Origin of the sequence: Rhizobium sp. R693, from assembly GCF_002211315.1 — a bacterium.
In the GTDB taxonomy this organism is placed as follows: domain Bacteria; phylum Pseudomonadota; class Alphaproteobacteria; order Rhizobiales; family Rhizobiaceae; genus Rhizobium.
Window position 1 is genome coordinate 85,453 of the sequence record NZ_LOKY01000007.1, and the last position, 25,759, is coordinate 111,211.

Consider the following 25,759-nt stretch of genomic DNA (forward strand, 5'->3'; position numbering starts at 1 on the left):
ATGAGCGAGAGTTCCAGCGTCAGCGTCGAAAACCTTATCGTCGAACGCGGCGGCAAACGCGTCATCCACGACATCTCCTTTTCGGTCGCGGCCGGCAAGGTGACCACCCTTCTCGGCGCCAATGGGGCGGGAAAATCGAGCACGGTGATGGCCATGGCGGGTGCTTTGCCACGCGGCGGGGCGGTGCGTCTGGGCGGTGTCGCGCTCGAGGGATTTGTGCCTGACCGCATCCGCCGGGCAGGGCTTGCTCTCGTTCCCGAGGGGCACCGCGTGCTGGGGCAGCTCTCCGTGGAGGACAATATCCTCGTGGCCGCGCTCGATGCTTCGGCAGCGGCGCGTCGGCAGGGATTGGAGCGCGCCTACGAGATCTTTCCCGAGCTTGCCGAGCGCCGGCGCCAATCGGCATCCGATCTCTCCGGCGGCCAGAAGCAGATGGTGGCGATGGCGCAGGCTTTCATCGCAAAGCCGCGCTTCATGATCGTCGACGAGCTTTCGCTCGGTTTGGCGCCTGCGGTGGTCAAGCGCCTGGCCGAGGCGCTGAAGATCGCCGCCGCCGGCGGCATCGGCGTGCTGCTGATCGAGCAATTCGCCAATCTTGCTCTGGATCTTGCCGACAATGCTCTCGTGCTGGAGCGTGGCCGCCTCGTCTTCGACGGACCCGCGGCGACGCTGAAAGCGCAGCCGGACATTCTCCATGGCGCCTATCTGGCGAGCTGAGGCGAGGCAGCCGTCATGCGTTTTTCCGCCGATCACCAACATGTCGAGACGGCTCAGGGCCAAGATTTCGCCGGACTTGCCCGCACGCTGTTCGGCAATGTCAGGCTCGATTTCGGTACGGCCGACAAGGAGAAGAGCTCGATGCTCTCGGCCATGCTGGGAGCCTGCCGGCTGACGCGGCTGGAAGCTGATCGGCACGTCGTTTTCGGCGAGCGGGTGACGGCGGAGCCTGATGATCCCGATGCGATCAAGCTGATCCTGCAGGCCGAGGGCAGCGCCTCGATTACACAGGGTGGCTTGCACGCGCCGGTCTTTACCAATTCTCTTGCGATCTACGATCCGCGCCGTCCCTATGTGCTGACCAACAGCACGCCGGTTCGCCAGCTGCTATTGCAACTGCCGAGGCAGGCATTGCCGCAGACCGCAATCGAACGGCTCGCGGCACCCTTCACCGCGAATGCCGAGCATGACGGTATGTGCCGCATTCTGTTGTCGCTGATGGAATCGACCATGTATGAGATCGGCCATCTGGATGCGGTGCGGCGTGCAAGCGTCGGCCAGACCATGATCGATCTCGTCCGCACAATGATCGGTGAAGATCCGGCCGTACAGGTCGTCAACCCGCTCGATCTATTGTTGGCGCGCATCAAGGATTTCATCGCCAAAAATATCGACCGGCCGGATCTCACCATCGCCATGATCGCGCGGCGCATGGGCTGTTCGGTGCGCTATGTCTATCGCGCATTCGAGGCCGAGCGGCTGACGCCGTCCGTTTATATCTGGGACCTGCGCTTGCAGCAGGCGGCGGCCAAGCTGGGTGAGGCCGGCGGCCATAGCGGCGAAATATCCAGGATTGCCTTTGGGCTCGGCTTTTCCTCCAGCGCGCATTTCTCGCGAGCCTTCCGTGCCCGCTACGCTGTTTCGCCGTCGCAATGGCGTAAGGCTGCGCTTTCATAGGGCGGGCCCGGTCTACGCCGGGCCGCCGCGTTTCCTATCGCATCGATTCCGCGATGCGCAGCGTATCTGTGAACTGCTCGAAATGCCGGATCTTGCCGTCCGCGACGCGCCAGGCATGCACGACCCGGGCCTTGAAGGATTTGCCGGTCTGCTTGTGGGTGGCGCTATAGTCGCCGATGGCGATCACATCGTCGCCGGCATCAAGAAGACGTTCCAGCTTGAAGGTGTAGCCGTCGAATGTATTGCCGAGCGCCTGGAAGACATTCTTGAAGATCTCCTGCGGGCCGACATAGGTGCCGGCGCAGGGAAAGCCGTCCATCTCGGTCCAGCGGCAGTCGGCCGCGATGTCGGTCAGCATGCCGTCTATGTCGCGGCGGTCGTTAGCGTCGTAATGCGCTTTGACGATGTCGAAAGCTTTTCGCATGGTTTTATCCTTCACACCGGTTCCTGGCCCGGCAGGTAATAGGTCATCGAGGCCTTGCGGATGAAGGCGCCCGCCCGACTGTTCTGTATGCGTCCGTCAGCGGTGATACCGAGAAATTTGCCGGTCGAGCGCATGTCGTCGAAATTATAGAAAAAGGTGGAAGCGACCGGGATTTTGAACTCCCGGAAGGTGAAGACGTACTGGTTCTCGTCGAATTTGTAGGTGGTCGTCAGATCGACGTCGCCATGGCCGCGCTGGACGCCGACGAGGCACTGCCAGGAATAGCGTTGCGAGGAAAGGTACGTGTGTTCGTAGACGTGATTGGGGCTGTAGGTGAAATGCGCCCTGAGCCCGATGAGGTCGCGGCTTTCCGCCGGCATCGGCCCCCCGGCATCGCCGCCCTCGACGATGCCGGGCCGGAAGACCTGGGCCACTTGCGGCTCGCCGACGGCATCCTTGGCATCGCGGACGATCGAATAGATCGAAAGCGCTCGATGGGTCTGAACATTGACGATCAGCGTTTCGGCTTCCCGCGGCCGGCCGGCGAAGACGATCTCGACAAAATAGGTATTCGGCGCGACCTCGATCACCTCAGCCCTGTCGGTCGCGCTTTCCTTGCCGTCGGACCAGCGGACCTCGCCCTTGCCGAAGGAAAGTTCGAGCCGACGGCCATCGTCGAAGTTGACCCTGTGGGCCGAGCCTGCAAGCGCTTCGGTGGCGGGCAGCCGATTGGTGTCGATGCCATAGGCGAATTCGTCGTAGGTCTTCCAATCCTTGGGCTTGTCGTTCATCGCTCTCTTCTCCTCATCTCATTCCGCAAAGGCAAGGGTCGGCAGGTCGACGGTGCCGGCTCCACCATCGACGGTCAGAATGGCGCCGTTGATCATCGCCGCGTCAGCCGAGGCGAGGAAGCAGACGGCGCCGGCCACGTCCTCTGCGGTTGCCGGCCGGCCGAGCGGCACGTCCCTGGTGACGAGCGCGTAGGCCTCGTCGATATTCTTCAGCTTGAATTTTTCGACGACGGCCTGCATCTGCTCGTCGGCCATCGCCGTCGTCACCCATCCCGGGCAGACGGTGTTGGTGCGCACGCCCTTGCGGCCGTAGTCGCGCGCCAGCGATTTTGCGAGCCCGATGCAGCCGTGCTTCATGGTGACGTAGCCCGCGGCATCCGGTCCGGCAAAGAGCCCGGCGATCGAGGCGAGCACGACGATATTGCCTTGGCTCTCGATGAGATGGGGCAGGGATTCACGTGCACTGACAAAGGCGGTATTGAGATTGAGCCGGACGGCAAGATTCCATGTCTCGTCAGACATATCGATCGTCGGCCCGACGCCGTGGCCGCCGGCATTGGCAATCAGGATGTCGAGGCCGCCGAAGGTCTCTGCCACCTTTTCGACCGCGGCCTTCATGGCGGTGCTGTCCGCCGCGTCGGCCGCGACCACGGCGGCACCGATCTCTTCGGCAACGCCACGAAGCGGCTCAGGACGGCGCCCGACGAGCGCGACATTGCCACCCTCCCGCCGGATGCGGCGAGCAACCGCCGCCCCGATACCCGTCCCGCCGCCAGTGATCAGGGCGGTCTTATTGCTGAATCGCATGTTTGCTCCCCTTCCCTATAAGACCCACCATGATTGAAAGAGGACGAGGCGTCGTGTCTGCGTCTGCAATCAGTTTTGACTTAACGTGCACAAGCATCGCTGCGGCCCAGCGTCGAGATCGCGTTTGACGCACGCCAAGAAGGCAAAAACAATGTAGTGGATGATCCCGCACGCAAAGGCTCACCTTTCAGGGATTGGTGCCAAGACAGCGAGGCAGATCCATTGAGGCATAAGAACCATCATTGCTGACTGCTTGCGCATGAGGTGAGATACTTGTTATGTTAAATAAAGCTCGCCGACGACGTTATTGCCACTCGAGGGACAATCCCTTACCTGTGAGGGATCGCGCTTTCGTTGCATGCTCGTCAAATGGACGATTCAACTTATGAGAAACAAACAGTATTCAGCGCTCCAGACAAGTGATGCCGATGTGGTCGAGGCTTCGGTCGCCCGGAGGCGTTCTCTTGCAATCGGGCTGTTGCGCGCCCGTGAAGCAGTCATGAGCCACTTCCGGCCGATCCTCGCAGCTCACGACGTCACCGAGCAGCAGTGGCGGGTGATCCGTGTCCTGGCGGAGGCCGGCAGGCTCGACGCAACCGAAGTGGCGGAGAAGGCCTTTATCCTGGCACCAAGTCTGACAAGAATGATCCGCTCGCTCGAGGAGCGCAGCTTCATCACAAAGCACAAGGACAAGGCCGACGGCAGGCGCGTGCTGCTGCAGATCACGCCGGTTGGCCGGGCGGTGATCGACGAGGTCATGCCGGAGAGTCTCAAGGTCTATGAGGATATTGATGCCCGCTTCGGAACCGAACGGGTGGAGCAGCTTCTCGATATGCTCGAGGAATTGGCGAAGCTCGGCCTCCCGGGCCGGACGAACGGCGAGGGCGGTCAGTAGACGCCTGCGCCAGTCGCCCCCTTTGCGGGTTCCGCCTTGCGAAAATCGTCAAGAAGCTTGGTCGTCGCGTTGGCGAGCAGCGTCACATCATTACCGATGGCGACGAAGGTCGCACCCAGTTCCAGATAGCGTTTGGCAAGCGCGAGATCGGCGGTCAGGATGCCGGCAGCCTTGCCGAGCGAGCGGATCCTGAGAAGCGCCTTTTCGACCTCTCCCTGCACCTCTGGCGCTCCCGGTTTCCCGAGGAACCCCATATCGGCAGCGAGATCGGCCGGCCCGATGAAGACGCCGTCGACGCCTTCGGTGGAAGCGATCGCGTCTAGCGCGGCAAGTCCGGCACGGCTTTCCACCTGCAGGAGCAGGCAGATTTCATCATTGGCCGTCTGCAGATAGTCCGGGATCCGGTTGAAGCTGGAAGCCCGCGCCAGCGCCGCACCGACGCCACGCATGCCATACGGCGGGTAGCGCACCGCCTTGACCATCGCCTCCGCCAGTTCCTTGCTGTCGACCATCGGGACGAGCAGTGTCTGTGCACCGATATCGAGCAGTTGCTTGATGATCCAGGTCTCGCCGACCGGCGGGCGGATCACGGCATGGCTAACGCTGCCCTTCATGGCCTGCAACTGCGAGACCAGAAGCGGCACGTCGTTCGGCGCGTGTTCGGCGTCGAGCAGCAACCAGTCGTAGCCGGCGCCGGCGGAGATCTCGACCGTGTAGGGATTGGCGAGCGCCTGCCAAAGGCCGATCTGGGCGCGGCCTTCCTTGAGTGCCTGCTTGAACGGGTTTTTCGGGGCGGGCATGGTGAAATCCTTCAGGCGAAGAACAGGCTGACCGAGCCGTAGGCACCGAAATCAGCGACGATGGTATCCCCGTGGCGCGCCTCGATCGGGCGGATGAACGAGCCGGCGAGAACGATCTGGCCAGCCTCGATGCCGTCGCCATATTGGGCCAACCGGTTGGCGAGCCAGGCGACGCCGCGGGCCGGATGGTTGAGCACGCCTGCCCCGAGCCCGGTCTCCTCGACCTCGGCATTGCGGGTGACGATCGCGCCCATCCAGCGCATGTCGATCTGGTCGGGGCGCACGGCCCGGCCACCGGTGACGATGCCGGCATTGGCGGCGTTGTCGGAGATCGTGTCGAAGACATTACGGGCCTTCTTCGTCTCCGGATCGACGCGGACGATGCGGGTGTCGAGGATTTCAAGAGCCGGCGTCACGTAATCGGTGGCGTTCAGCACGTCGAACACGGTGATCCCGGGTCCTTTGAGCGGTGCCTTCATCACGAAGGCGATTTCCGCCTCGATACGCGGCTGGATGAAGCGGTCGGCGGCAACAGTCGCCCCGTCCTCGAACATCATGTCGTCGAACAGCACGCCGGAATCGGGGACGTTGATGTTCAGTGCGTATTGCATCGCCTTGGAGGTAAGGCCGATCTTCCAGCCGATCACCTTGCGGCCGCCTTCGATCTTCTTCTTCACCCAGGCGCCTTGAATCGCATAGGCGTCGTCCATGTCGATCTCGGGGTATTTGAGCGAAAGAAGCCCTGCCTGGAGGCGCGTGCGCTCGGCCTCATCAAGGCTTTCAACGGCCGCTGCGATCTGTTCCTTGTTCAGCATGCTCATGCCTCATCCGCGATGGTGTTGGTGAGTGTTCCGATACCCTCGGCCTCGACTTCAACGACATCGCCGGGCTTCAGCCAGATCGGCGGGTCGAAGCGGGCGCCGGCACCCGTCGGCGTGCCGGTGACGATGACATCGCCGGGAATAAGCGTCGTGAAGGTCGAGATGTAGCTGATGATCTTGCGGAACGGGAAAATCATCCGGCTGGTGCGGTCGCTTTGGCGCACCTCGCCGTTCACGCGGGTCTCGAGCTTGATGTCGCCGAGCTGACTTTCGTCGCAATAGGGGATCAGCCACGGGCCGATCGAGCCGGTGCGATCGAAGTTCTTGCCCTGGGTGACGTTGAACTTGGCGTGCCGCACCCAATCACGGATCGTACCCTCGTTGCAGAGCGAGAGGGCGGCGACATGGCCGAGCGCTTCCTTTTCGGGAATGCGCCGCCCGCCCTTGCCAATGACGATGACGATCTCGCCTTCGTAGTCGAGCTGGTGGCTCTCGGGCGGCCGGATCAGCGGCTCGCGGTGCCCGGTGAAGGACCGCGGAAAGCGGATGAAAAGAGAGGGATTGGACGGTGCTTGTTGCCCGTCCTTGTATTCTTCGTTCCGGTCGGGGAAATTGACGCCGACGCAGATGAGCTTCTCCGGAGTGGGAATGGGAATCTCGAAGCGGATGTCGTCCAGCGTGCAATCTACTTCCAGATTCTTGCTTTCGTCGGCGAGCTGAAGGAGGCGGCCGGCCTCGATCACTTCGCGCAAGGTCGGCCACGTCGCACCGTGGCGCACTGACAGGTCGACGACACCGCCATCAACGACAAGTCCGTAGCCGTGTCGGCCGTTTCTGGAAAATGACAGGAATCTTGGATAGGTCATGGCAATCCTCATTCCTCAAGCGATGCCGCCGAGGCAGACATATTTGATTTCGGTGAATTCCTCGATGCCGTATTTGGAGCCCTCGCGGCCGAGGCCGGAGAGCTTGACGCCGCCGAAGGGGGCTTCCGCGGTGGAGATCAGGCCGGTATTGACGCCGACCATGCCGTATTCCAGCGCCTCGGCGACACGAAAGACGCGGGCGAGATCCTTGGCATAGAAATAGGAGGCAAGCCCGAATTCGGTATCGTTTGCCTGCTCGATGACATCGGTTTCGTCCTTGAAGCGGAATAGCGGCGCCAGCGGCCCGAACGTTTCTTCCCTGGCAACGGCCATGTCCCTGGTGACGTCGGCGAGGATCGTCGCCTCGAAGAAGGTGCCGCCGAGTGCATGTTTCTTGCCGCCCTGCAGGATGCGCGCACCCTTGGCCATTGCATCGGCGATATGCTCCTCGACCTTGGCAAGCGCTGCCTTGTCGATCAGCGGCCCGAGGATCACGCCTTCGTCAAAGCCGTTGCCGGTCTTCAGCTTGCCGACGGCGGTCGCCAGCTTGGCGGCAAAGGCGTCATAGACGCGTTCCTGCACATAGATGCGGTTGGCGCAGACACAGGTCTGGCCGTTGTTGCGGTATTTGGCGATCAAGGCGCCTTCGACCGCTGCGTCGAGATCGGCATCGTCGAAGACGATGAACGGCGCATTGCCGCCAAGCTCGAGGCCGAGCTTCTTGATGGTCGGCGCGCTCTGCTTGTAAAGCTCGGCGCCGACTTCTGTCGAGCCGGTGAAAGTCAGCTTGCGCACGACAGGGCTTGCGGTCATTTCGCCGCCGATGGCGCGCGCCGAACCTGTGAGCACGCTGAACAGGCCCTTGGGGAAGCCGGCGCGTTCGGCGAGGATGGCGATGGCGATCGCCGAGAACGGCGTCTGCGAGGCCGGTTTCAGCACCATGGCGCAGCCGGCGGCAAAGGCAGGCCCCGCCTTGCGGGTGACCATCGCGTTCGGGAAATTCCACGGGGTGATGGCGGCGACGACGCCGATCGGCTGCTTCATCACGAGAATGCGCTTGTCTGGCTGGTGGCCTGGGATCAGGTCACCATAGATGCGGCGGCCCTCTTCGGCGAACCATTCGATGAAGCTCGCGCCATAGACGATTTCGCCGGTCGCTTCCGCCAGCGGCTTGCCCTGTTCCAAGGTCAGGATGCGGCCGAGGTCGTCCTTGTTGTCGATCATCAGCTCGTACCACTTGCGCAAGACGGCGCAGCGTTCCTTACCTGTTTTCGCCGCCCAGCCCTTCTGGGCGACCCTTGCCGCCTCGATCGCCGCCCGCGTCTCGGCCGCGCCCAGCTTCGGCACGAGGCCGATGATCTCGCCGGTCGCCGGATTGTTCACTTCAATCGCATTGTTCGGATCGGACTCGATCCACTCGCCGCCTGAAAGAGCGGCCTGGCGGAACAAGGAAGGGTCTTTCAGATACATGGCGCATCCTCACCAACGACATGAAAAGAGGCGGACGCTTGTGCGTCCGCCCAGGTGGGGAAAGTTTCAAGGTGCAATAATGGGCTGTGCCTTGAGATCCGCCTCCCTCGGCTCGGTGCCGGCAAACAGGCTGCCATGCTCGAACCAGGACTTCGGCGCTGGTGCACCCCAGAGCGTCTGGCGCTGCGGGTCCTTAAGGTCCCATTTGATCGGCTCGAGGTCCGGATCAACCGTCTGGTAGTCAGAGCAGTAGATTTCGATGCGATGGCCGTCGGGGTCGAGGATATAGAGGAAGAAGGCATTCGAAATGCCGTGACGGCCGGGGCCACGCTCAATATTCGCCACCCAGCCGGTGGTCGCCATCAGGTCGAGCAGATCGATGATGTTGAGCGGCGTCGGCACCCAGAAGGCGGTATGGTGCAGGCGCGGGCCGCGACCGTTGGTAAAGGCGATATCGTGCACGCCGCCCTTGCGGTGGGTCCAGGCGGCCCAGAGGCGACCGGTTTCCTCGTCCTCGGTGTACTCGGTCACACGGAAGCCGAGCTCGTTGTAGAAGGCGACCGACTGATCGACGTTCGGGGAGAAGCAGTTGAAGTGGTCGATGCGAAGCGGCTTCACGCCCTTGTAAAGTGCATATTTCTGGTGGATCGGTGGCAACCGGTCCATCTTCGAATAGAATTCGAGTGGGATGCCATGCGGATCGCTGGTGCGGAAGGTGCGGGCCTGATAGGGTCGCTCGATCCATTCCACCGGCAGGCCCCTGGCGTTGAAGAAATGCACGGCCTTGTCGAGATCCTCGTCACTGAAGACCTTGAAGCCGAGGTCGCGAGCTTCTGCCTTTTCGGACTTCTTCAAGACGATGCAGTGATGGCCGCGCTCTTCCAAGGCGCGCAGATAGATGGTGTCCGAGGTTTCGTCGGTCACCTGCAGGCCAAGCGTATCCACGTAGAACGCGCGCGACTTGGCAAGGTCAGTAACCCCAAACTCGACGTGGCTCAGCCGGACGATGTTGAAGGGCGGGTAAAGGTTGGGTTGGGGTATCGGCATCAGGTTCTCCTCCGGCCCGCCTCTCGGCTGGCAACATTCAAGATTGCTTGGAAATCAGCCGCCCAATTTCTGGATGGCATGCGGCTTGGTCGCGAAGGCGATGTTCTTCGTCTCCATGTAGAAGTCGAAGGACCAGTCGCCGCCGTCGCGGCCGATACCGGAATTCTTGACCCCGCCGAAGGGTGTCGGCAGGTGGCGGACATTTTCCGAATTTACCCAGATCATCCCGGCCTCGAGGTGATCCGTGAAGCGGAAGGCACGTGTGACGTCCGAGGTCCAGAGATAACCGGTCAGGCCGTACTGGACGTCGTTGGCGAGCGCCAGGGCCTCGTCCTCATCCTTGAAGGGGATGGCGGTCAGGACCGGGCCGAAGATCTCTTCTTGGGCGATGCGCATTTTGTTGTTGGCACCGGTAAAGAGCGTCGGGGAAACGTAGCAGCCGCCGCCGGGTCCTTCGAACTTGGTGCCGCCGGCGGCAACCTTGGCGCCCTCAGAGCGGCCGATCGCAATATATTCCAGTACCTTCTTCTCATGCACCGGATGGATCAGCGGGCCGACGACCGTCTCGGGATCGAGAGGATGTCCGACCTTGATACGGCTGGCCCTTTCGGCGACGAGCGCTGTGAATTCTTCGTAGACGCTTTCCTCGACGAGAAGGCGCGACGACGAGGTGCAGCGCTCGCCGTTCAGCGAATAGATCATGAAGACGGCAGCGTCCGCTGCACGCTCGAGATCGGCATCGGCGAAGACAATGACCGGGTTCTTGCCACCAAGCTCGAAATGCACGCGCTTCAGCGTCTCGGCCCCCTGGCGCATGATCATCGAGCCGGTGTGGCTCTCGCCGACGAAACCGATCGCCTTGATCAGCGGATGTTCGGTAAGCGCGCGGCCGGCATCCTCGCCGAAGCCGTTGACGAGGTTCCAGACGCCCTTCGGCAGGCCGGCATCCTCGGCAATCTCCACCAGCAGGCGCGCCGTCAGCGGCGAGAATTCAGCCGGCTTGTGGACGATGGTGCAGCCGGCGGCGAGGGCCGGTGCGATCTTCCACGTTGATAGCATAAAGGGCGTGTTCCAGGGCGTGATCACACCGACCGGGCCGATCGGCACGCGGGTCGTGAGGTTGACCTGGCCCTCGGCCCTGAGCGACTTGCCGTCGCGCGCTTCGGGCGCTCGATCGGCAAAGAACCGGAAGTTCTCTGCACCGCGCAGTGCCGCCTTGGCCATGAACTTCAGCGACTGCCCGGTGTCCATGCACTCGACGAAGGCGATTTCCTCGGCGCGCGCGACGATCGCTTCGGCAACCTTGTGCAAGAGCTTCTTGCGCTCCTCGCCCGGCATTGCCGCCCATTCCGCGAAAGCGGCTTTGGCGGCCCTTGCCGCGCGGTCGATGTCCTCAGCCTTGCCGCGGGCGACCTTGGCAAGCGGCTGCAGATCGACGGGCGAGATCGTCTCGAAGGTTGAACCGTCGGCCGCCCAAACATCCTCGCCGCCGATGCGGTTGGCAAGGCCGCGCTCTTTATTCCGGGCGAGATAGGCCTCTGCCTTCGCGATATTTTCTTGCAGTTTCGACATGATGTTTCCTTGGGTTTCCAGTCGCCGCAAAGGCCTATTGGCCGCGCAGGCGAGGGTGTATGGCGTTTCGCTTCCAGCTGAGATCAGGGCCGATCTCGCGAATTTCTAGCGACAGGGCGAAGTGCGGGCTGGCAAACAGCGGTGCGAGCGCCTCTGCTGCAGCAGCAAAGATCGCCTCGCCGGCGCGCTTCTTGTCTTCTAGGGATCGACCGGTGCCGATGCGGAAGTTCAAGTCCACGAAAGCGTTCTCGGGCAGTTGATCGGCGATCGCATACTGCTCACAGCGGATCGCGCGCACCCGCACCGCGCCGATCTCGAAGAGCTCGGTCGACAGCACTGCTTTCAAGAGGCTGCGGCAGAGCGCGCCGATGTCGGCGCGGTCATCAAGATTGGCGGAATATTCCACAGTGAGATGCGGCATGGATCCTCCCGTGTCTTTTTATTAACATGTTAAATAATAGCGCTGCTGTCAAGCGGCTTTTCGCCGATCGCAATCGCAGACGCGCAAATGGGATAGAAGATGGCCCCTCAGCCGCCGAAACTGCCCGTCTGGGTCGGCACGTGCACGTAATTGCGATCGAAATAGAGAAGCGCGTGACCATCCTTGCGCGTGCGGATCTCCACAACCTCGCCGATGAAAATGTTGTGCGTGCCGACGGGGCGCGCCTCGACCATTCGGCAGTCGAAGGAGACGATCGCATCGGAAAGCGCCTGGTTGCCGGAGCGAAGGTCGAGCCACTCTGCCGCCGCATAGCGGGCGTCCATGTCCGGCTGCTGGCCGGCGAAGTAGGCGGCAAGATCCCTGTGCTCTCCGGTCAGCACGTTGACGCAGAAGCGCCGGTTCTCGACGAAAACGCCGGTCTGGGCCGAGCGACTGTTCATGCATACGAGCAGCGTTGGCGGCTCGTCGGTGACCGAGCACATGGCGGTGGCGGTAAACCCGCCGCGCCCGGCGGGGCCGTTCGTCGTGATGACATTGACGGGGGCGCAAACACGCGCCATCGCATTGCGAAACTCGGTTTTTGAGGTAGCCTCCTCCATGACGCTCTCCCTTCACTCGGCCGCCGCACTACGGATCGCCGGGGCACCACTCAACGGCGCCAGCCAGGTGTCACCCGTCCAGCCGTTTTCGTCGTAGTCGGCCATACACTGGTCGACGAGCGCTTCCATCGCCTTGAGGCGTCCGCCGCGTTCGGCGCCCTTCAGCACCTGCAGCCGAACCTCTTCCGGCGCGCCGGCATAGTTCAGTTCATAAAGAGCGTGGCGGCCACCGAACTCTGTACCCGTCGCATCCCAGAGCAACTTCATGATCTTGATGCGCTCGATGTGACCCATGTCATTCGAGCCGCGGACATACTGCGCGAGATAGCGGTCGATCTCTGGGTTCGCAAAATCCTTGACCGAGGAAGGCAGATAGATGAGGCCGGAAGCGACCGTACGGCGAATGATGTCAATGACCTTCGGGTAGGCCTCCGACATGAAGGTGCGGTAGCAAAGTGCCGCCTCGAGGTTCGGCAGCACGGACCCGCCTGCCCACGGGATCGGGTTATGGGCCATGGCGTCGGAGAAGGACCAGAATTGATGGCGGATGGCGATGACCTCGCCGAGCATGGCTTGGTTGCCGCGGAAAGCATCGCCGCCGGTGGCGCGTAGCGCTTTGGCGAGCAGGCCAGCGAGGAAATCCATCTTCACAGCTAGCCGGGTGCAGCCCTGGAAGCAGTAACCGTGCATGAAGCCCGAGGCCGGGTGGAAGGAGAGGATTTTTGCTGCATCGCGCAGCACCAGCACGTCCTCCCAGGGCACAAAGACGTTGTCGAGCACAAGGATGGCGTCGTTTTCGTCGAAGCGCGACGACAGCGGATAGTCGTATGGATGACCCGCCGAATTCGCCGTCTGCTCGTAGGAAACGCGGCAGAACATTTTGATGCCGGGCGCATTCATCGGAACGATGAACATCACCGAGAGCGAGGGATCCTCGGTCACTGTAGCAGAACTCTGGGCGAGGAAATTGTAATGGGTCAGAGCCGACGAGGTTGCAACCACCTTGGCGCCCGAGACGTAGATGCCGGCGTCGGTTTCCTTGGTGATATGGACGAATACGTCCTTCACCGCGTCCGCCGGCTTGTGCCGGTCGATAGGCGGATTAACAATCGCGTGGTTCATGAACAAAACCGATTCTTGCGCCCGCTTGTGCCAGGCAAGTGCGTTGTCCTTGAACGGGCCGTACCAATCGGCATTTGCCCCTAGCGTGTTCATCAGCGCCGCCTTGTAGTCAGCGGTGCGCCCCATCCAGCCGTAGGACATGCGCGCCCAGTCGGCGATGGCCCCCTGCTGGGCTACGAGTTCTGCGGAGGACTTCGCCACACGGAAATATTTATGAGTGTAGCCGCCCGAGCCGGTATCCGTCGGCGAGGTCAGCCGATCTTTCGTCTTCTCGTCATGCAGCACGTCATACATTCTCGCAATCGAGCGGGCGGCGTTGCGCATCGACGGGTGCGTCGTGACGTCGGCGATGCGTTCGCCGTTGATATAGACCTCACGCCCGTCGCGCAGGCTGGCCAAGTATTCGGCGCCCGTAAACGGACGGCTTTTGTCGGAACGGTGGTCTTCAGCTCGCATCTCGAATCCTCCCTTGGAATATTGACAAAAGCTAAATCGGGGAGGGGATGCGGACCATGGACAAAGGAGGCAATTCGCTTGTACTTTTTCTGGCATGATCACGAGAAACGATGTTCCCTCCTTCTTCGTCTACGGCGAGCCTAGCCGCGAACTCGATGTCGGCTTCCTTCACGTCGAGACGGTAATGGAGCGAAAAAGTGTGCATCTCGGCCATATTGCGCCGCACAAGCACCCGCTGATGGGACAGATAACCTATTGGTTCGAAGGCGGAGGCACCTATCGGATCGAGGACGAGACTTGGAATTTTTCTGCTCCCACTATCAGTTTCGTGCCGAGCAACGTGGTGCATGGTTTCGATGTAGGCGAACAATCGGACGCGATCGTCGTCTCGATATCCGACGATCTCTTGCGGGCCATGGCTCCGCAGGTCGATCTAGGCCTCGACGTACCTGTGCTGCTCACGGGAGAGCGACATGACGGCAACTGGGCGAGGATAGGTTCACTACTCGCGATCATAGCCGATGAATACCGCACCGACGCAGGCGCCAGCGAGAATGTGCTCATGGGGCTGGTATCGGTGGTGCTTTCGCTAATGGCACGGTTTGGCGGGAGTAGCGGCCTGGACGCTGCGTCGCCGACGGTCGTTTTGGGCATGGCGCTCCGCCGCGCTGTCGACCATCATTACAAGGAGAATTGGCCGGTCGGTCGCTACGTGGACCTGCTGTCGACCACGCAGCATTTGCTCGACAAGGCGGCGCGCGAAGTCTTCGGGCTAACCGTCAAGGAAATACTGCTCAATCGGCGTCTTCTGGAGGCCAAGCGGCTGCTGAAATTCACCATCCGTCCCGTCGAGGATATCGGTCGCGAGATCGGCTTTGACGATCCCGCCTATTTCTCGCGTTTCTTCCGCAAGCGGACCGGCGAAGCGCCGGCTGCTTGGCGTTGCCGGCATTTGCAGCCGGAGAAGGAGGCTCCGGTTGCCTGAGTTTGCTCTTGAAAAGGCAACCTTGAATATCAGTGTGGCAGGGGCCTGATCGGGGTGGAGCCCGGGTGACCGGGAGACGGCTCGCCCTGCTGTTCTCCAAGGTAACGGAACGATAGCCGCAGAGCCGTCGTCAATGTGCTTCGCCGACCGCGATAAGCCAAAACTTTGAGCAGAGATGAGTGACCCCGCGCGCGGTGATCGGCGACGTTTCTTTGCCGGTCTCCCGCAGCGTTCTACTCAATCTTTCGCATTGGAAAGGGCGCCGCACCTGGCACCCGTTCAGTCCCGGCGGCCTCGCAGAAGCGGGGCGGCGAGTTCAAGGGCTTCCGTGACATATCGTGCCATGCGTTGTTCGGCATCTGGTGTCGTCGGACGATCGCCGACCCAGCCGATATAGGTAAGGCTTCTCAACAGCAGAAACAGCGGCAGCGTTTCGAGCGCCGCATCGGGCAGGGGCCGTCGTTTTCGGTATCCGGCGATAAGGACGTCGCGGATCAGCGCGTAACAAGGCTCATGCCGGCTTCTGAGCAGCGTCGTGGCGATGTCAAACATGCGCCAGCCGTGGCCTGCATCATCGAAATCAATGAGCTCGACATGGTCTGGACCGACGAGCACGTTTTCGCGCACCAGATCCGCGTGAATGAGACCGTAGTCGAGCCCGGACCGCTCAACGGCTTTCAACTTCTTACCAAGAACGAGCCGCAAATCTGCAAGTTGCCGTGCTGCTTCAGGTGCCAGCCCCGGACAGTCCCAGAACCGGCCCCAGAACGGGTTTTCCCCGAGCAATCCGTCGAAGTCCCACGCCGGGCGGGTGAAGGATGCAGCCGGCGTCCACCGGTCGGAGATGTTGTGTAGCTCGGCCATGGCTTCGCCGAGCTGACCGAAAATGGCTTCGATACGATCGGGCGAATGACGAAGCGGGACGCCGGAACGGCCCAGTTCCTCGCCGCTCATCCAGCTCACGATGTCGGCGTGCTGGCTGGCGAAGGCCGGTGTGGCCGGCAAGGTCACGAGATTGTGGCCGTCCAAGGTTGGGATCGGTGCAGGGACGCGCAGCCCGCCGGCCTTGAGCGCGGCCATCCACTGCAGCTCGGACACGAGGGTTCGATCGTCGTGGTAGCCGGGGCGATGCAGCCGAAGGGCCGCGGGTTCGCCATCGGCCAGACGAATGCGAAACACCGCATTCTCGCGGAATTTCAGAAGCTCAGGCGTCTGGTCTGCCAGATCCCAGTGATGAAGCGCTTCCTTCGCTCGTGCGGGCAGGGCATCTAGAAGGGCGTCGGCCTTGGCGTCGTTCATCGAAAGGCTCACAATGCGGAGAGGACATCGTCGAGGATCGATACCACGATGTCGGCATTCTCCTTCGAAAACGGCATTGGCGGCCGGATCTTCGTGCTGCATTCGTGGACCCCGATCTTGCCCATCAGCACGCCGCGTTCGCGCATCGCATTGATGATCGTCGTCGCCGGGTCGGGAGCGGGCTTTTTCGTCGTCCGGTCCAGCACGAATTCGGTGCCCATGAAGAGACCGCTGCCGCGGACGTCACCGATGATCGAGTGCTTCTGCGCCAGCCTCTTGAAGGCGTCGCGCGTATATTCGCCGACATTGCGGGCGTTCTCGATGAGGTTCTCGTCCTCGATCACATCGAGCACGGCCATGGCCGCCGCGCAGGAGACCGGATTGCCGCCGAAGGTGTTGAAATAGCGGAAGGCCCGGCGGAAAGCGTTGACGCTCTCAATGTTGGCCACGACCCCGCCGACCGGATGGCCGTTTGCCATTGGTTTGCCGAGTGTCACGATGTCCGGAACGATACCGGCGTGCTGATGACCCCACATATGCGAGCCAGTACGGCCGAAACCGGGCTGCACCTCGTCGGTAATCACGAGGCCGCCGGCCTTACGTACGGCTGCAACCGTCTTGTCCAAGAAGCCCGGCGGCAGATCCGGAAAGCCCTCATTGGCGAAAAACGGATCGATGATGATGGCGGAGAAGCCGTGTGGGCTATCCTGAAGAGAGGCGATCGCCTTCTCTACCTCGGCTGCGAAGGCCGTTGCGAAGGCCTCGCCGCCTTCACCGCCGAGCGGGCGATAGCTGTCGGGCGCCGGCACGTGACGAACATGGCCGCCGAAGCCGCCGACCGGCGGCATGCGGGTGGAAAGCTGTGAAACTGCCGTCGTATTTCCATGATAGGTGTGGTTGGTGGCGATCACACCGGTCCTCCCGGTGATCGCCTGCGCCATGCGCAACGCGACGTCGTTCGCCTCGCTGCCTGTGCAGGTCAGGATCGCCGAGTTGAGCGGATCATCGAAGGTTGCAGTCAGGCGTTCCACGTATTCGAGAATGCCCTCGTGCAGGTAGCGGGTATGGGTGTTGAGCGTCGAAGCCTGCCGCGTGATGGCTTCGACCACGCGTGGGTGGCAATGGCCGACATGGGGTACATTGTTGTAGCAGTCGAGATAGCGCCGGCCGTCAGCATCCCAGAGCCAGACGCCCTCGCCGCGCACGAGATGCACAGGGTCCTGGTAGAAGAGTGACATGTTGCGGCCCAGCAGCCGTTCGCGGCGGGCGATGAGAGCACTATTATCCGACATGTTCAGGTCCTAATTATCTGGAATGCAGTAATTTTCCTGCGGCGGCCAGCCCAGAGTCGAGCGCGTCGAGTATGCGCCCGACGTCTTTGGCCGTAATGACGAGCGGCGGCGACATGATGATGTTGGGGCCGGAGGTGCGAACGAGAACGCCGGCCTCGTAGGCGACATCTTGAACTGTCTGCAGCACGTCCTTGCCGGCGGCAATCTTCTTTTCGCGATCGCTGGCGAGCTCGAGCGCGCACATGAGACCTTTGCCTCTGACGTCGCCGATAAGCTCGTGCTTGTTCTGCAGCGCCCGGAGGCCCTGCAGCAATTCCTCTCCGCGCACGGCGGCATTCGCGGCGACGTTCAGCCGTCTGGTTTCCTTGAGTGTCGCAAGGGCGGCAGCCGCACCGGCCGGATGGCCGGAATAGGTGTAGCCGTGGCCGATGCTGCCGAGCCCGTTCTTGCTGCCTTCGAAGACTTCTGCCACTTTGTCGGAAATCATGACGGCGCCGAAGGGGAAGTAGCCATTGGTGATTGCCTTGGCGGTGGACATCAGATCCGGTTTGACGCCCCAGAGGCGTGATCCGGTCCAGGCGCCGGTGCGGCCGAAAGCGGTGATGACTTCATCGGCGATCAGCAGGATGCCGTGACGGTCGCAGATTTCGCGCATCAGCGGCAGGAAGGTCTCGTGCGGAACGATGACGCCGCCGGCGCCGAGCACCGGTTCGACGATCAGGGCGGCGATGGTGTCGGCCCCCTGGAAGGCGATCTCGTCCTCGAAGAGCCGGCCGATCGCGGCGGCGATCTCTGCGCCATCCGTCGTGTCGAACGGGTTGTGATAGGAGAACGGCGCCGGCAGATGGATGACGCCCGGAAGCAGCGGTTCGTAATTGCGTCGGAAATTCTGGTTGCCGTTGACGGAGGCGCCGCCGAAATGCGTGCCGTGATAGCCCTTCTTCAGCGCGACGAATTTGGTGCGCTCCGGCTGCCCGGTGATCTTGTGATATTGCCGGGCGAGCCGCAGGCAGGTCTCGACCGAATCCGAGCCGCCCGAGGTGAAGAAGGAACGGCTCAAACCGTCCGGCCTGAACCATTCGGCAAGCTCGTAGGACAGCTCGATCAGCGGAGAGTTGGTCGTGCCGCGAAATGTCGAATAATAGGGCAGTTCGTCGAGCTGGTCACGGATCGCCTTCTTCACCGGCTCGCAGGAATAGCCGAGATTGACGTTCCACAGGCCGCCCACGGCATCCAGCACCTTCTTGCCCTGGATATCGACGATCTCGACGCCCTCGCCGGAATTGATGATGCGCGGCGGCTGGGCCTGCATTTCGGCCGGATGGGCCATCGGGTGCCACAGGTGGCGGGCGTTGTTTTCGATTATGAAGTTGGTTTCACGCATCTCAATTCCTCTCGGGTTCAGAGGCCCAGCATCGCAAGCGCGCGGGCATAGCTTTCAGCAGGGCGGGTGACGTCGAAATGCACATGCGGCAATCCGACGTCTTCGGCGCCTTCGATGTTCTTCTTCTGGTCGTCGACAAAGACGCAGGCTTCGCGCGGCAGGCCGAGCTCGGAAAGCACTTGCTCATAGGCGCGCGGGTCGGGCTTGAGGATCTTGGTGTAGGTGGCGTCGACGATGACGTCGAAGAGGTCGATCAGCGGGAAGCGCTTTCGGAATTCGACGCCGTAGAAGAGATCGAGCTCGTTCGAGAGGATCGCGAGCTTCAACCCCGCCTCCTTCGCCCGCAGAATGGAGTAGCGGGCCTCCGGCCGCAGCACCAGTTCGGGTTCGGTGCCGCGGGCGCGGCGCACGAATGTCTGCATATCGGTCCAGCTCTCTCCGACCATCCGGCCGATCTCGCCGGCCCGCGTCAGCCAATAATCGCGTTCGGTGATCTCGCGGTTCTGCATCGCTACCCAGAGCGGGTCGGTCGCGATGTCGAACGGTCCGCGCCAGGTGAGCGAGCCTTGCGGCAGGCCGAGCGTCCGCTCGGTGATGTCATGCGTCTCGAACAGGGTGCGGGTAACGACACCGCCGAAATCGAGGATGAGGGCGCGTTCACTCATCATGGCCGTCCTTCCGGAATGATGCCCTCGGCCACCCAGCTGTCGAAAATGGCAAGGGCTGCAGCGGAAAAGGAGGGAGAGTTGATGTGGGCGTCGACTTCCTGGAAGGTGACGGAGGGCGGAACCGCGCGGCGCATCTCGTCGAGGAAGGCGGCGAGGCCGTCCGGATCGTGCAGCGGCTCGTCCGGCTTGTCCCATTCCTGCAGCCCTTCGGTCGGCAGCAGGAAGGCGACCTTGGCGCCGGCCTGTCCCAATTTTTGTCCGATCAGCCGAGCAACTTCCCGCCGGCCTTCCGGCGAGGTCGTCACCGACCCGATCAGCCTATTATGAGCATGGTAGGGGCGGTCGGCGAAAATTTCGGGCAGGGCCTGCCAGGCCTGAAGATCGACCATGTCGACGGCGCCGGGGGCGACGATCTGCGGAATGCCGGCGCGTCCGGCATTTTCCAGCCTGTCCGACCCGGAGGTGACGACGCTGCTGTAGTGATGATTGCTGACTTCCTGGATGCAGAAATCGAAGACGGCGGCAAAGTCGCCCTTCGAGGCGATGGCTTCGTAAGCCCGCCCGCCCATGCCAGTGGCATGGAATACGGCGAGGTCATAGCCCCGCCTTTCAAGCTCAGGCCGCAGATACTTCATATATTTCAGGCAGGACGACCCAAGAGAGGTCATGCCGACGAGCGGCCTTTCCCTATCGGGTCTGGTTCCGTGCTTTGCCGCTCCGACGACCGCGCCGCAGGCCTGCGACAGGACCGATCGACAGATGCTGTTGAGACCATAGAGACCGCCAGCCCACAGGATCATCATCAGATCGGGCGCAATGCGTTCAGGCGGGATAAGGTGAGAATAGGCGATGGTCGAAACCACGAATTTCGGGACGCCGAGCGGCAGGACAGCCGCGACATCGAGCGCCAGATCCGTCCCCATGGAGCCGCCGAGCACGATGACGCCGTCGACAAGTCCGTCTTCATAGAGGCGCCGGGTCAGTGCTGCCGCGCCCTTTGCCATGGCTGCCATGGCGCTATTTTCATCGCCGCTTTCGGCGATTGCCTCGATCGTGGTCGCGGCGGCCCTGGCAATGTCATGCTTGGAATAATCGGGACTGTAGGGCGGATCGCCGAGCACGCTGACGTCGACCATGATTGGCTGGCCGTCGGCTTCCGTGATGACGGACGCCATGAATTGCAGTTCTTCGCATTTGGTGTCACCTGTTCCGATGACGAGTATCCTTGGTGAGGGAGCCTCCGGGCTCATCAATCTGTCCTCCTGATTTTTTCAATGGTTCCCATGGGTCCTTCCGACCCATAATATTTTTCTGAGATTGCATTGGCCGCAGCGACTGCCTGCGCGCCGAATTCCAGGAGGCCAGCCTTCCTGGCACGCACCAAGGGGGCTGCGATCGCCACACAGCCGATTGGTCGCCCCCCGGGCGAGCGGATCGGTGCGGCGGTGCTGACGACCCCAGCTTCAAGTCCTTCATAGCTGACGGAAAAACCACGTGCCGCCGTTTCATCGAGAAGGCTGCGCACAGCCGTGCGACTGACGATCGTGTGTTCGGTATATTTCTCAAGCGGCTTCTCCAGCGTGGCCTCGATTTCGTCAGCCGGACAGAAGGCAAGGAAAGCAAGGCCGGATGCCGTCGCGTGGAAGGGTAGTGGGGTGCCTACTTCGACGATCACGCGGTGGGCGCGGGGGGAATCCTCGACGTGAATAGTCGAAAGGCGGCTACCGGAAAATTCCGAAAGATGCACCGTTTCTGTCGACGCCTCCGCGAGCATCTTGATGAACGGAATCGCCACGCGCAGGAACGGATACCTGGCTTCGCGAATGCGTGCGAGGCGGACTGGCGCCGAGCCGATCCGGTAGCGGCGGCTGTCGGGATCCTGCTCGACGAAACCGTATTTTTCCAGTTCCACCAGAAAGCGTCGTGCCGTCGCCTTGTCGAGCGAACACAGGCGGGCGATGTCTGTCAGCCCCACCTCCTTGTCCAGCCGTGACAGGGTGTCCAGCAATGAAAGCGCCTTTCCGATCGTGCTCATCGTTCTTCCTCTTGGGGGTAGGGTTCATGTCCCGGCTTGTTGCATCCGGCTTTACGCCATCCGTCAAATCAGCCCGCAAACCCTGTTCCGCGGCACGATGGCAGCGACCCAAGATACTTAACATGCGAAATAACTTGACAGAGGCCGGGATTGTTTGCAAGTCTATATTTGAAGCTGAGGTTCAAATAATGAACCATAAGCGCTGACGGCGGCAAAATCAACAAAAGCCGAAAACACCGCTCGTCAGTCCGGTTCTGGTGGAGGTCGCCTGCGCAATCGCAGCGATGATCGGATACTCTTACACAAGGGGAACGAAGACAGATGAACACGCAAAATTCGCAAGTCCCGGCTGAGAACCAGCTGCGCAAGAACAGTCTCGGCGTAGGCGCCGTGACCTTCCTGGTGGTTTCGGCTGCGGCACCCTTGACGGCGGTTGCCGGCGGCGTGCCGCTGTCGATGATGCTCGGCAACGGATCGGGCATTCCGCTGACCTTCCTGCTGGTGACCGGCATCCTATTGCTGTTTGCCGTCGGCTACGTCGCCATGGCGCGTCATATCCGCAATGCCGGCGCTTTCTATGCCTATACGGCGCAGGGGCTCGGTGGCCTCATGGGAGGCGCGGCGGCCCTGATCGCGATCCTCGCCTATAACGCCATGCAGATCGGCGTCTTCGGCATGTTCGGCGCAGCAACATCCGGCTTCTTCGCCGGCTACGGGCTGGTTTTACCCTGGTGGGTCTGGACCTATGTCGGCATCGCCTTCGTCGCCGTTTTCGGCTACAGGCGCGTCGATCTCTCCGCCAAGGTACTGACGGTTCTAGTGATCCTCGAATATCTCGTGGTGCTGATCATCGATGCAGCGATCCTCATCAAGGGCGGCGATGCTGGCCTTTCCGCTGCGCCCTTCACACCGACCGCTTTCCTGAGCGGTTCGCCGGCCATCGGCATCCTTTTCTGCTTTGCCGCCTTCATCGGCTTCGAAGCGACGACCATCTACAGCGAAGAAGCCCGCGAGCCGGAAAAGACGGTGCCGCGCGCCACCTATATTTCGGTATTGATCATTGGACTGTTCTACATGCTGACCTCCTGGCTGATGGTCAACGGCGCCGGCGTCGATAAACTCGTGCCGGAATTGCAGGGCCTGCAGGATCCGACCACGTTCCTCTTCGGTCTTGCGGAGCGCTATGTCGGCCATTGGATCACCATCGTGATGAGCCTTCTTTTTATCACTAGCCTCTTTGCCGGCGTCCTCGCATTCCACAATGGCGTGGCACGTTATATGTTCGTTGCGGGTCGCGAGGGCCTGTTGCCCAAGTCGGTCGGCGTCACGCATCCTGTCTTCCAGAGCCCGCATGTCGGGTCGATCATCCAGACCGTCATTGCCATGCTCGTCGTCGGGCTGTTTGCGGCGACGGGTCAGGATCCCGTGCTGGCGCTCTTCTCCTGGCTCACGAATGTCGCCACACTGGCAATCATCCTGCTGATGGCTTTCACGGCCTTCTCAATCGTCGTCTTCTTCAGCCGCAATCCGGGGCTTGAGCGCAACGTCCTGGTGATCAAGGTGCTGCCGGTCGTCACCGGGCTGATCCTCCTGGCGCTCGTCTACTATATCTCGGCAAACTTCGGCGCGATCGCCGGCGCAAACGGCGTGCTCGCCGTGTTTTTGCCAAGTCTCGTGCTGGTCGCCGGGGTCATCGGATTGCTGGCCGCAGCGCGCCTGAAATCGGCGGATGCCGTCGGCTTTGCCCGGCTCGGCGCCGGGCAGGAAGCCTGAGGTGATCCCATCAACGGTGGCGGATCATATCCGTCACCCTTTTTCGTGAGAGCATGAGATGCAGGACAAGATCGATCAGTTGCGGACACTGCCCGTTCCCTCCCAATCGCTGTTCATCGACGGCGCCTGGCGCCCGGCGGTCAGCGGCGCCGCGATGGATGTCATCTCGCCGATTGACGGAACGAGGCTGACGACGATCGCCGTTGCCGGCGTTGAAGATGTCGACCAGGCGGTCGGGGCGGCGCGGCGCGCCTTCGAAAAAGGCGGCTGGTCGCGGGCGGCCCCTGCCGAGCGCAAGAAGGTGCTGCTGAAGATCGCCGAACTGATCGAGAAGAACGCGCTCGAACTTGCCGTGCTCGGCGTGCGCGACAACGGCACCGAAATCTCCATGGCGCTGAAGGCCGAGCCGGGCAGTGCCGCCGGCACTTTCCGCTACTATGCCGAGGCGATCGACAAGGTCTATGGCGAGATCGCGCCGACGGCCGACAATATTCTCGGGCTCGTTCACCGTGAGCCGGTGGGCGTCGTCGCCGCCATCGTGCCGTGGAATTTTCCGATGATGATCGGCGCCTGGAAGATCGCGCCGGCACTTGCGGCCGGCAATTCCGTGGTGCTGAAACCGGCCGAGGGCGCGTCGCTGACGCTGCTGCGGCTCGCGGAACTTTGCGCCGAGGCGGGATTGCCGGATGGCGTGCTCAACGTCGTCACCGGGCGCGGCGCCGTCAGCGGCGAAGCCCTCGGACTGCACATGGATATCGACGTGCTGGCCTTTACTGGCTCCGGGCCCATCGGACGCCGGCTGCTCGAATACTCGGCGCGTTCCAACCTCAAGCGCGTCTATTTGGAACTAGGCGGCAAATCTCCGAACGTCGTCTTTGCCGATGCGCCGGATCTCGATCAGGCTGCCAAGATCTCGGCCTACGGCATCTTCCGCAATTCCGGCCAGGTCTGCGTCGCAGGCTCCCGCCTGCTGGTCGAGAAATCGATCCACGAGGAATTCTCGGAAAAAGTCGCCGGCATCGCCGCTTCCGTGAGGGTCGGAGACCCCTTGCAGCTCTCCACGGAAGCGGGCGCGATCTCAAGCGAGATCCAGCTGCATAAGGACCTTGGCCATGTCGCCCAGGCCTTGTCGGAAGGTGCTCAATTGCGCACCGGCGGCACGCGCATTCTGGAAGATACGGGCGGCTATTACTTCAGGCCGACTGTCTTCGATGTGACGCCATCCATGACGCTCGCGCACGAGGAGGTCTTCGGGCCGATCCTGTCGATCATTCCTTTCGAGACGGAAGCGGAAGCCCTGCAGATCGCCAACGCTACGGAATACGGTCTGGCGTCCGCCGTCTGGACATCGAACCTGTCGCGCGCCCATCGGATGGTGCGCGGCATTCGAGCCGGTGTCGTGCACGTCAACACCTATGGCGGTTCAGACAACAGCGTGCCGCTCGGCGGCGTCAAACAATCGGGCAACGGCCACGACAAATCGCTGCATGCGCTCGATAAGTACGTCGATCTGAAAACGGCGTGGATTCAGCTCTGAAAAAGGAATCTTGGCCAGCAGGGGGACGCTGCCGATGACGTTCCTCGAAACCATTACGGTTGAGGACCTCGAACCGACTCCCATCTATGCAAGATCGCGCTCAACGCCAATCGCCTTAATATCCGGAGCTTCTGCTCCTCCCCATAGCCAGCCAGCTTGAAATGCTCGATCAGACCGCTCAAGGCTTATGCTTCCGCGGAGAGGGTTGACGACGCCGATCTTGATGCGGCGGTCGAAGGGGCGATTATCGCCAAGTTCAGGAACAATGGACAGACATGTGTCTGCGCCAATCGGCTTTATGTGCAGGATGGCATCTACGAGGCATTCGCGACCAAGCTCGCCGAAGCGGTTGCCAAACTGACGGTCGGATACGGCCTCGATGACGGCGTCGTCCTTGGCCCGCTGATCGATCAGAATGCGGTCAAGAAGATCGAGGCACATATTGGTGATGCCGTGAACAAGGGTGCGAGCATTGTGACGGGCGGTACGAGGCACGCTCTAGGCGGTAACTTCTTCCAACCGACTATTTTGCGCGATGTCGCTCCCGGTATGCAGGTCGCACAGGAGGAAACCTTTGGGCCGCTCGCACCGCTTTTCCGGTTTCGCGACGAGGATCAGGTCATCGAACAAGCAAACAATACCGAATTCGGGTTGGCGTCTTATTTTTACGCGCGTGATCTTTCGCGTGTTTTTCGCGTGGCCGAGGCCTTGGAATACGGAATGGTGGGAGTCAACACGGGGCTGATATCGACTGCCGAGGCCCCGTTTGGCGGCGTTAAGATGTCTGGCTTGGGCCGCGAGGGATCGAAACATGGTCTGGAAGAATATACCGAGTTAAAATACGTCTGCCTCTCAATTCCATAGGTCGCACTAAATCTTACCAGCCTGATTTCACGGTTCTTTAGCGAGAAAAAATGGCTAAACATTTGTAAATAAAAAAAGATTGAGCTTTTCAAGGGGATTCTTGAAAGGATGCGTCATGGCGCGCCACTTACTTTCA

General features: G+C 61.6%; 24 protein-coding genes and 1 pseudogene. 7 read left to right on the top strand and 18 right to left on the bottom strand.

The window, feature by feature from the left end; genetic code table 11:
- Both ATY79_RS08685 and ATY79_RS08690 read left to right on the top strand, forming a co-directional pair.
- On the top strand, nt 1-717 hold the full coding sequence (locus ATY79_RS08685) for an ATP-binding cassette domain-containing protein (RefSeq protein ID WP_088703517.1): 717 nt from the start codon (nt 1-3) through the stop codon (nt 715-717).
- Between the two features lie 15 nt (nt 718-732).
- A complete protein-coding gene (locus ATY79_RS08690) occupies nt 733-1,674 on the top strand; it encodes a helix-turn-helix domain-containing protein (protein ID WP_088703518.1) in 942 nt (313 codons plus the stop codon).
- A 34-nt stretch (nt 1,675-1,708) separates the two neighbouring features.
- On the opposite strand, the gene ATY79_RS08695 is transcribed toward ATY79_RS08690, so the two are convergent.
- Genes ATY79_RS08695 through ATY79_RS08705 form a run of 3 tightly spaced genes read right to left on the bottom strand, consistent with a single transcriptional unit; the run spans nt 1,709 to nt 3,696 of the window.
- Complete coding sequence (locus tag ATY79_RS08695; protein WP_088703519.1) at nt 1,709-2,098, bottom strand: nuclear transport factor 2 family protein; 390 nt, start codon at nt 2,096-2,098, stop codon at nt 1,709-1,711.
- Between the two features lie 11 nt (nt 2,099-2,109).
- Nucleotides 2,110-2,889: a MoaF C-terminal domain-containing protein gene (locus ATY79_RS08700; RefSeq protein WP_088703520.1), complete on the bottom strand. Its 780-nt coding sequence runs from the start codon at nt 2,887-2,889 to the stop codon at nt 2,110-2,112.
- A gap of 18 nt (nt 2,890-2,907) precedes the next feature.
- Nucleotides 2,908-3,696, bottom strand: a complete 789-nt coding sequence (locus ATY79_RS08705; RefSeq protein ID WP_088703521.1) for an SDR family oxidoreductase — start codon at nt 3,694-3,696, stop codon at nt 2,908-2,910.
- Between the two features lie 385 nt (nt 3,697-4,081).
- Between ATY79_RS08705 and hpaR the strand changes: the two genes are divergently transcribed.
- Complete coding sequence (gene hpaR, locus ATY79_RS08710; protein ID WP_088703581.1) at nt 4,082-4,591, top strand: homoprotocatechuate degradation operon regulator HpaR; 510 nt, start codon at nt 4,082-4,084, stop codon at nt 4,589-4,591.
- Here hpaR and hpaI read toward each other — a convergent pair.
- The 9 genes from hpaI to ATY79_RS08755 all read right to left on the bottom strand — a co-directional run bounded on the left by hpaI (nt 4,585) and on the right by ATY79_RS08755 (nt 13,786).
- Complete coding sequence (gene hpaI, locus ATY79_RS08715) at nt 4,585-5,391, bottom strand: 4-hydroxy-2-oxoheptanedioate aldolase (RefSeq protein ID WP_088703522.1); 807 nt, start codon at nt 5,389-5,391, stop codon at nt 4,585-4,587. The genes hpaR and hpaI overlap by 7 nt on opposite strands.
- An 11-nt stretch (nt 5,392-5,402) precedes the next feature.
- The gene (hpaH, locus tag ATY79_RS08720; protein ID WP_088703523.1) at nt 5,403-6,206 is read right to left on the bottom strand and encodes a 2-oxo-hept-4-ene-1,7-dioate hydratase; all 804 of its coding nucleotides are present in this window, start codon (nt 6,204-6,206) and stop codon (nt 5,403-5,405) included.
- 2 nt (nt 6,207-6,208) lie between these two features.
- Complete coding sequence (locus ATY79_RS08725) at nt 6,209-7,078, bottom strand: fumarylacetoacetate hydrolase family protein (RefSeq protein WP_088703524.1); 870 nt, start codon at nt 7,076-7,078, stop codon at nt 6,209-6,211.
- A gap of 15 nt (nt 7,079-7,093) precedes the next feature.
- Nucleotides 7,094-8,548 (bottom strand): NADP-dependent succinate-semialdehyde dehydrogenase, encoded by a 1,455-nt coding sequence (gene gabD, locus ATY79_RS08730; protein WP_088703525.1) that lies wholly within the window; start codon nt 8,546-8,548, stop codon nt 7,094-7,096.
- A gap of 66 nt (nt 8,549-8,614) precedes the next feature.
- On the bottom strand, nt 8,615-9,595 hold the full coding sequence (gene hpaD, locus ATY79_RS08735) for a 3,4-dihydroxyphenylacetate 2,3-dioxygenase (protein ID WP_088703526.1): 981 nt from the start codon (nt 9,593-9,595) through the stop codon (nt 8,615-8,617).
- 54 nt (nt 9,596-9,649) lie between these two features.
- The gene (gene hpaE / locus ATY79_RS08740; protein ID WP_088703527.1) at nt 9,650-11,167 is read right to left on the bottom strand and encodes a 5-carboxymethyl-2-hydroxymuconate semialdehyde dehydrogenase; all 1,518 of its coding nucleotides are present in this window, start codon (nt 11,165-11,167) and stop codon (nt 9,650-9,652) included.
- A gap of 34 nt (nt 11,168-11,201) precedes the next feature.
- Complete coding sequence (locus ATY79_RS08745) at nt 11,202-11,588, bottom strand: 5-carboxymethyl-2-hydroxymuconate Delta-isomerase (RefSeq protein ID WP_088703528.1); 387 nt, start codon at nt 11,586-11,588, stop codon at nt 11,202-11,204.
- Nucleotides 11,589-11,695: 107 nt separating this feature from the next.
- Nucleotides 11,696-12,208, bottom strand: a complete 513-nt coding sequence (locus tag ATY79_RS08750; protein WP_088703529.1) for a flavin reductase — start codon at nt 12,206-12,208, stop codon at nt 11,696-11,698.
- Between the two features lie 12 nt (nt 12,209-12,220).
- Nucleotides 12,221-13,786, bottom strand: coding sequence for a 4-hydroxyphenylacetate 3-hydroxylase N-terminal domain-containing protein (locus tag ATY79_RS08755; RefSeq protein ID WP_088703530.1), 1,566 nt, complete (start codon nt 13,784-13,786; stop codon nt 12,221-12,223).
- Nucleotides 13,787-13,880: 94 nt separating this feature from the next.
- Between ATY79_RS08755 and ATY79_RS08760 the strand changes: the two genes are divergently transcribed.
- A complete protein-coding gene (locus tag ATY79_RS08760; RefSeq protein ID WP_088703531.1) occupies nt 13,881-14,771 on the top strand; it encodes a helix-turn-helix domain-containing protein in 891 nt (296 codons plus the stop codon).
- A gap of 279 nt (nt 14,772-15,050) precedes the next feature.
- On the opposite strand, the gene ATY79_RS08765 is transcribed toward ATY79_RS08760, so the two are convergent.
- Genes ATY79_RS08765 through ATY79_RS08790 form a run of 6 tightly spaced genes read right to left on the bottom strand, consistent with a single transcriptional unit; the run spans nt 15,051 to nt 21,449 of the window.
- Entirely contained in the window at nt 15,051-16,070 is a 1,020-nt protein-coding gene (locus ATY79_RS08765) for a phosphotransferase (protein WP_088703532.1), read from the bottom strand.
- 8 nt (nt 16,071-16,078) lie between these two features.
- Nucleotides 16,079-17,362: an aspartate aminotransferase family protein gene (locus tag ATY79_RS08770; protein ID WP_088703533.1), complete on the bottom strand. Its 1,284-nt coding sequence runs from the start codon at nt 17,360-17,362 to the stop codon at nt 16,079-16,081.
- A gap of 13 nt (nt 17,363-17,375) precedes the next feature.
- Entirely contained in the window at nt 17,376-18,746 is a 1,371-nt protein-coding gene (locus ATY79_RS08775; RefSeq protein WP_088703534.1) for an aspartate aminotransferase family protein, read from the bottom strand.
- A 17-nt stretch (nt 18,747-18,763) separates the two neighbouring features.
- Nucleotides 18,764-19,414 (bottom strand): HAD-IA family hydrolase, encoded by a 651-nt coding sequence (locus ATY79_RS08780; protein ID WP_088703535.1) that lies wholly within the window; start codon nt 19,412-19,414, stop codon nt 18,764-18,766.
- Entirely contained in the window at nt 19,411-20,664 is a 1,254-nt protein-coding gene (locus tag ATY79_RS08785; RefSeq protein ID WP_088703536.1) for a Tm-1-like ATP-binding domain-containing protein, read from the bottom strand. The genes ATY79_RS08780 and ATY79_RS08785 overlap by 4 nt, the downstream gene beginning before the upstream one ends.
- A complete protein-coding gene (locus ATY79_RS08790) occupies nt 20,664-21,449 on the bottom strand; it encodes an IclR family transcriptional regulator (RefSeq protein WP_088703537.1) in 786 nt (261 codons plus the stop codon). Before ATY79_RS08790 ends, ATY79_RS08785 begins: the two co-directional genes overlap by 1 nt.
- 321 nt (nt 21,450-21,770) lie before the next feature.
- On the opposite strand from ATY79_RS08790, the gene ATY79_RS08795 reads away from it, so the two are divergent.
- The 3 genes and pseudogenes from ATY79_RS08795 to ATY79_RS08805 all read left to right on the top strand — a co-directional run.
- Nucleotides 21,771-23,222 carry an APC family permease gene (locus ATY79_RS08795; RefSeq protein ID WP_088703538.1) on the top strand — a complete coding sequence of 484 codons (1,452 nt, stop codon included), beginning with the start codon at nt 21,771-21,773 and terminating at the stop codon, nt 23,220-23,222.
- Between the two features lie 58 nt (nt 23,223-23,280).
- Nucleotides 23,281-24,759, top strand: a complete 1,479-nt coding sequence (locus ATY79_RS08800) for an aldehyde dehydrogenase (protein WP_088703539.1) — start codon at nt 23,281-23,283, stop codon at nt 24,757-24,759.
- Nucleotides 24,760-24,966: 207 nt separating this feature from the next.
- Nucleotides 24,967-25,623 (top strand): annotated as a pseudogene (locus ATY79_RS08805) (aldehyde dehydrogenase family protein); the annotation flags it as partial.
- Nucleotides 25,624-25,759: the final 136 nt, after the last annotated feature.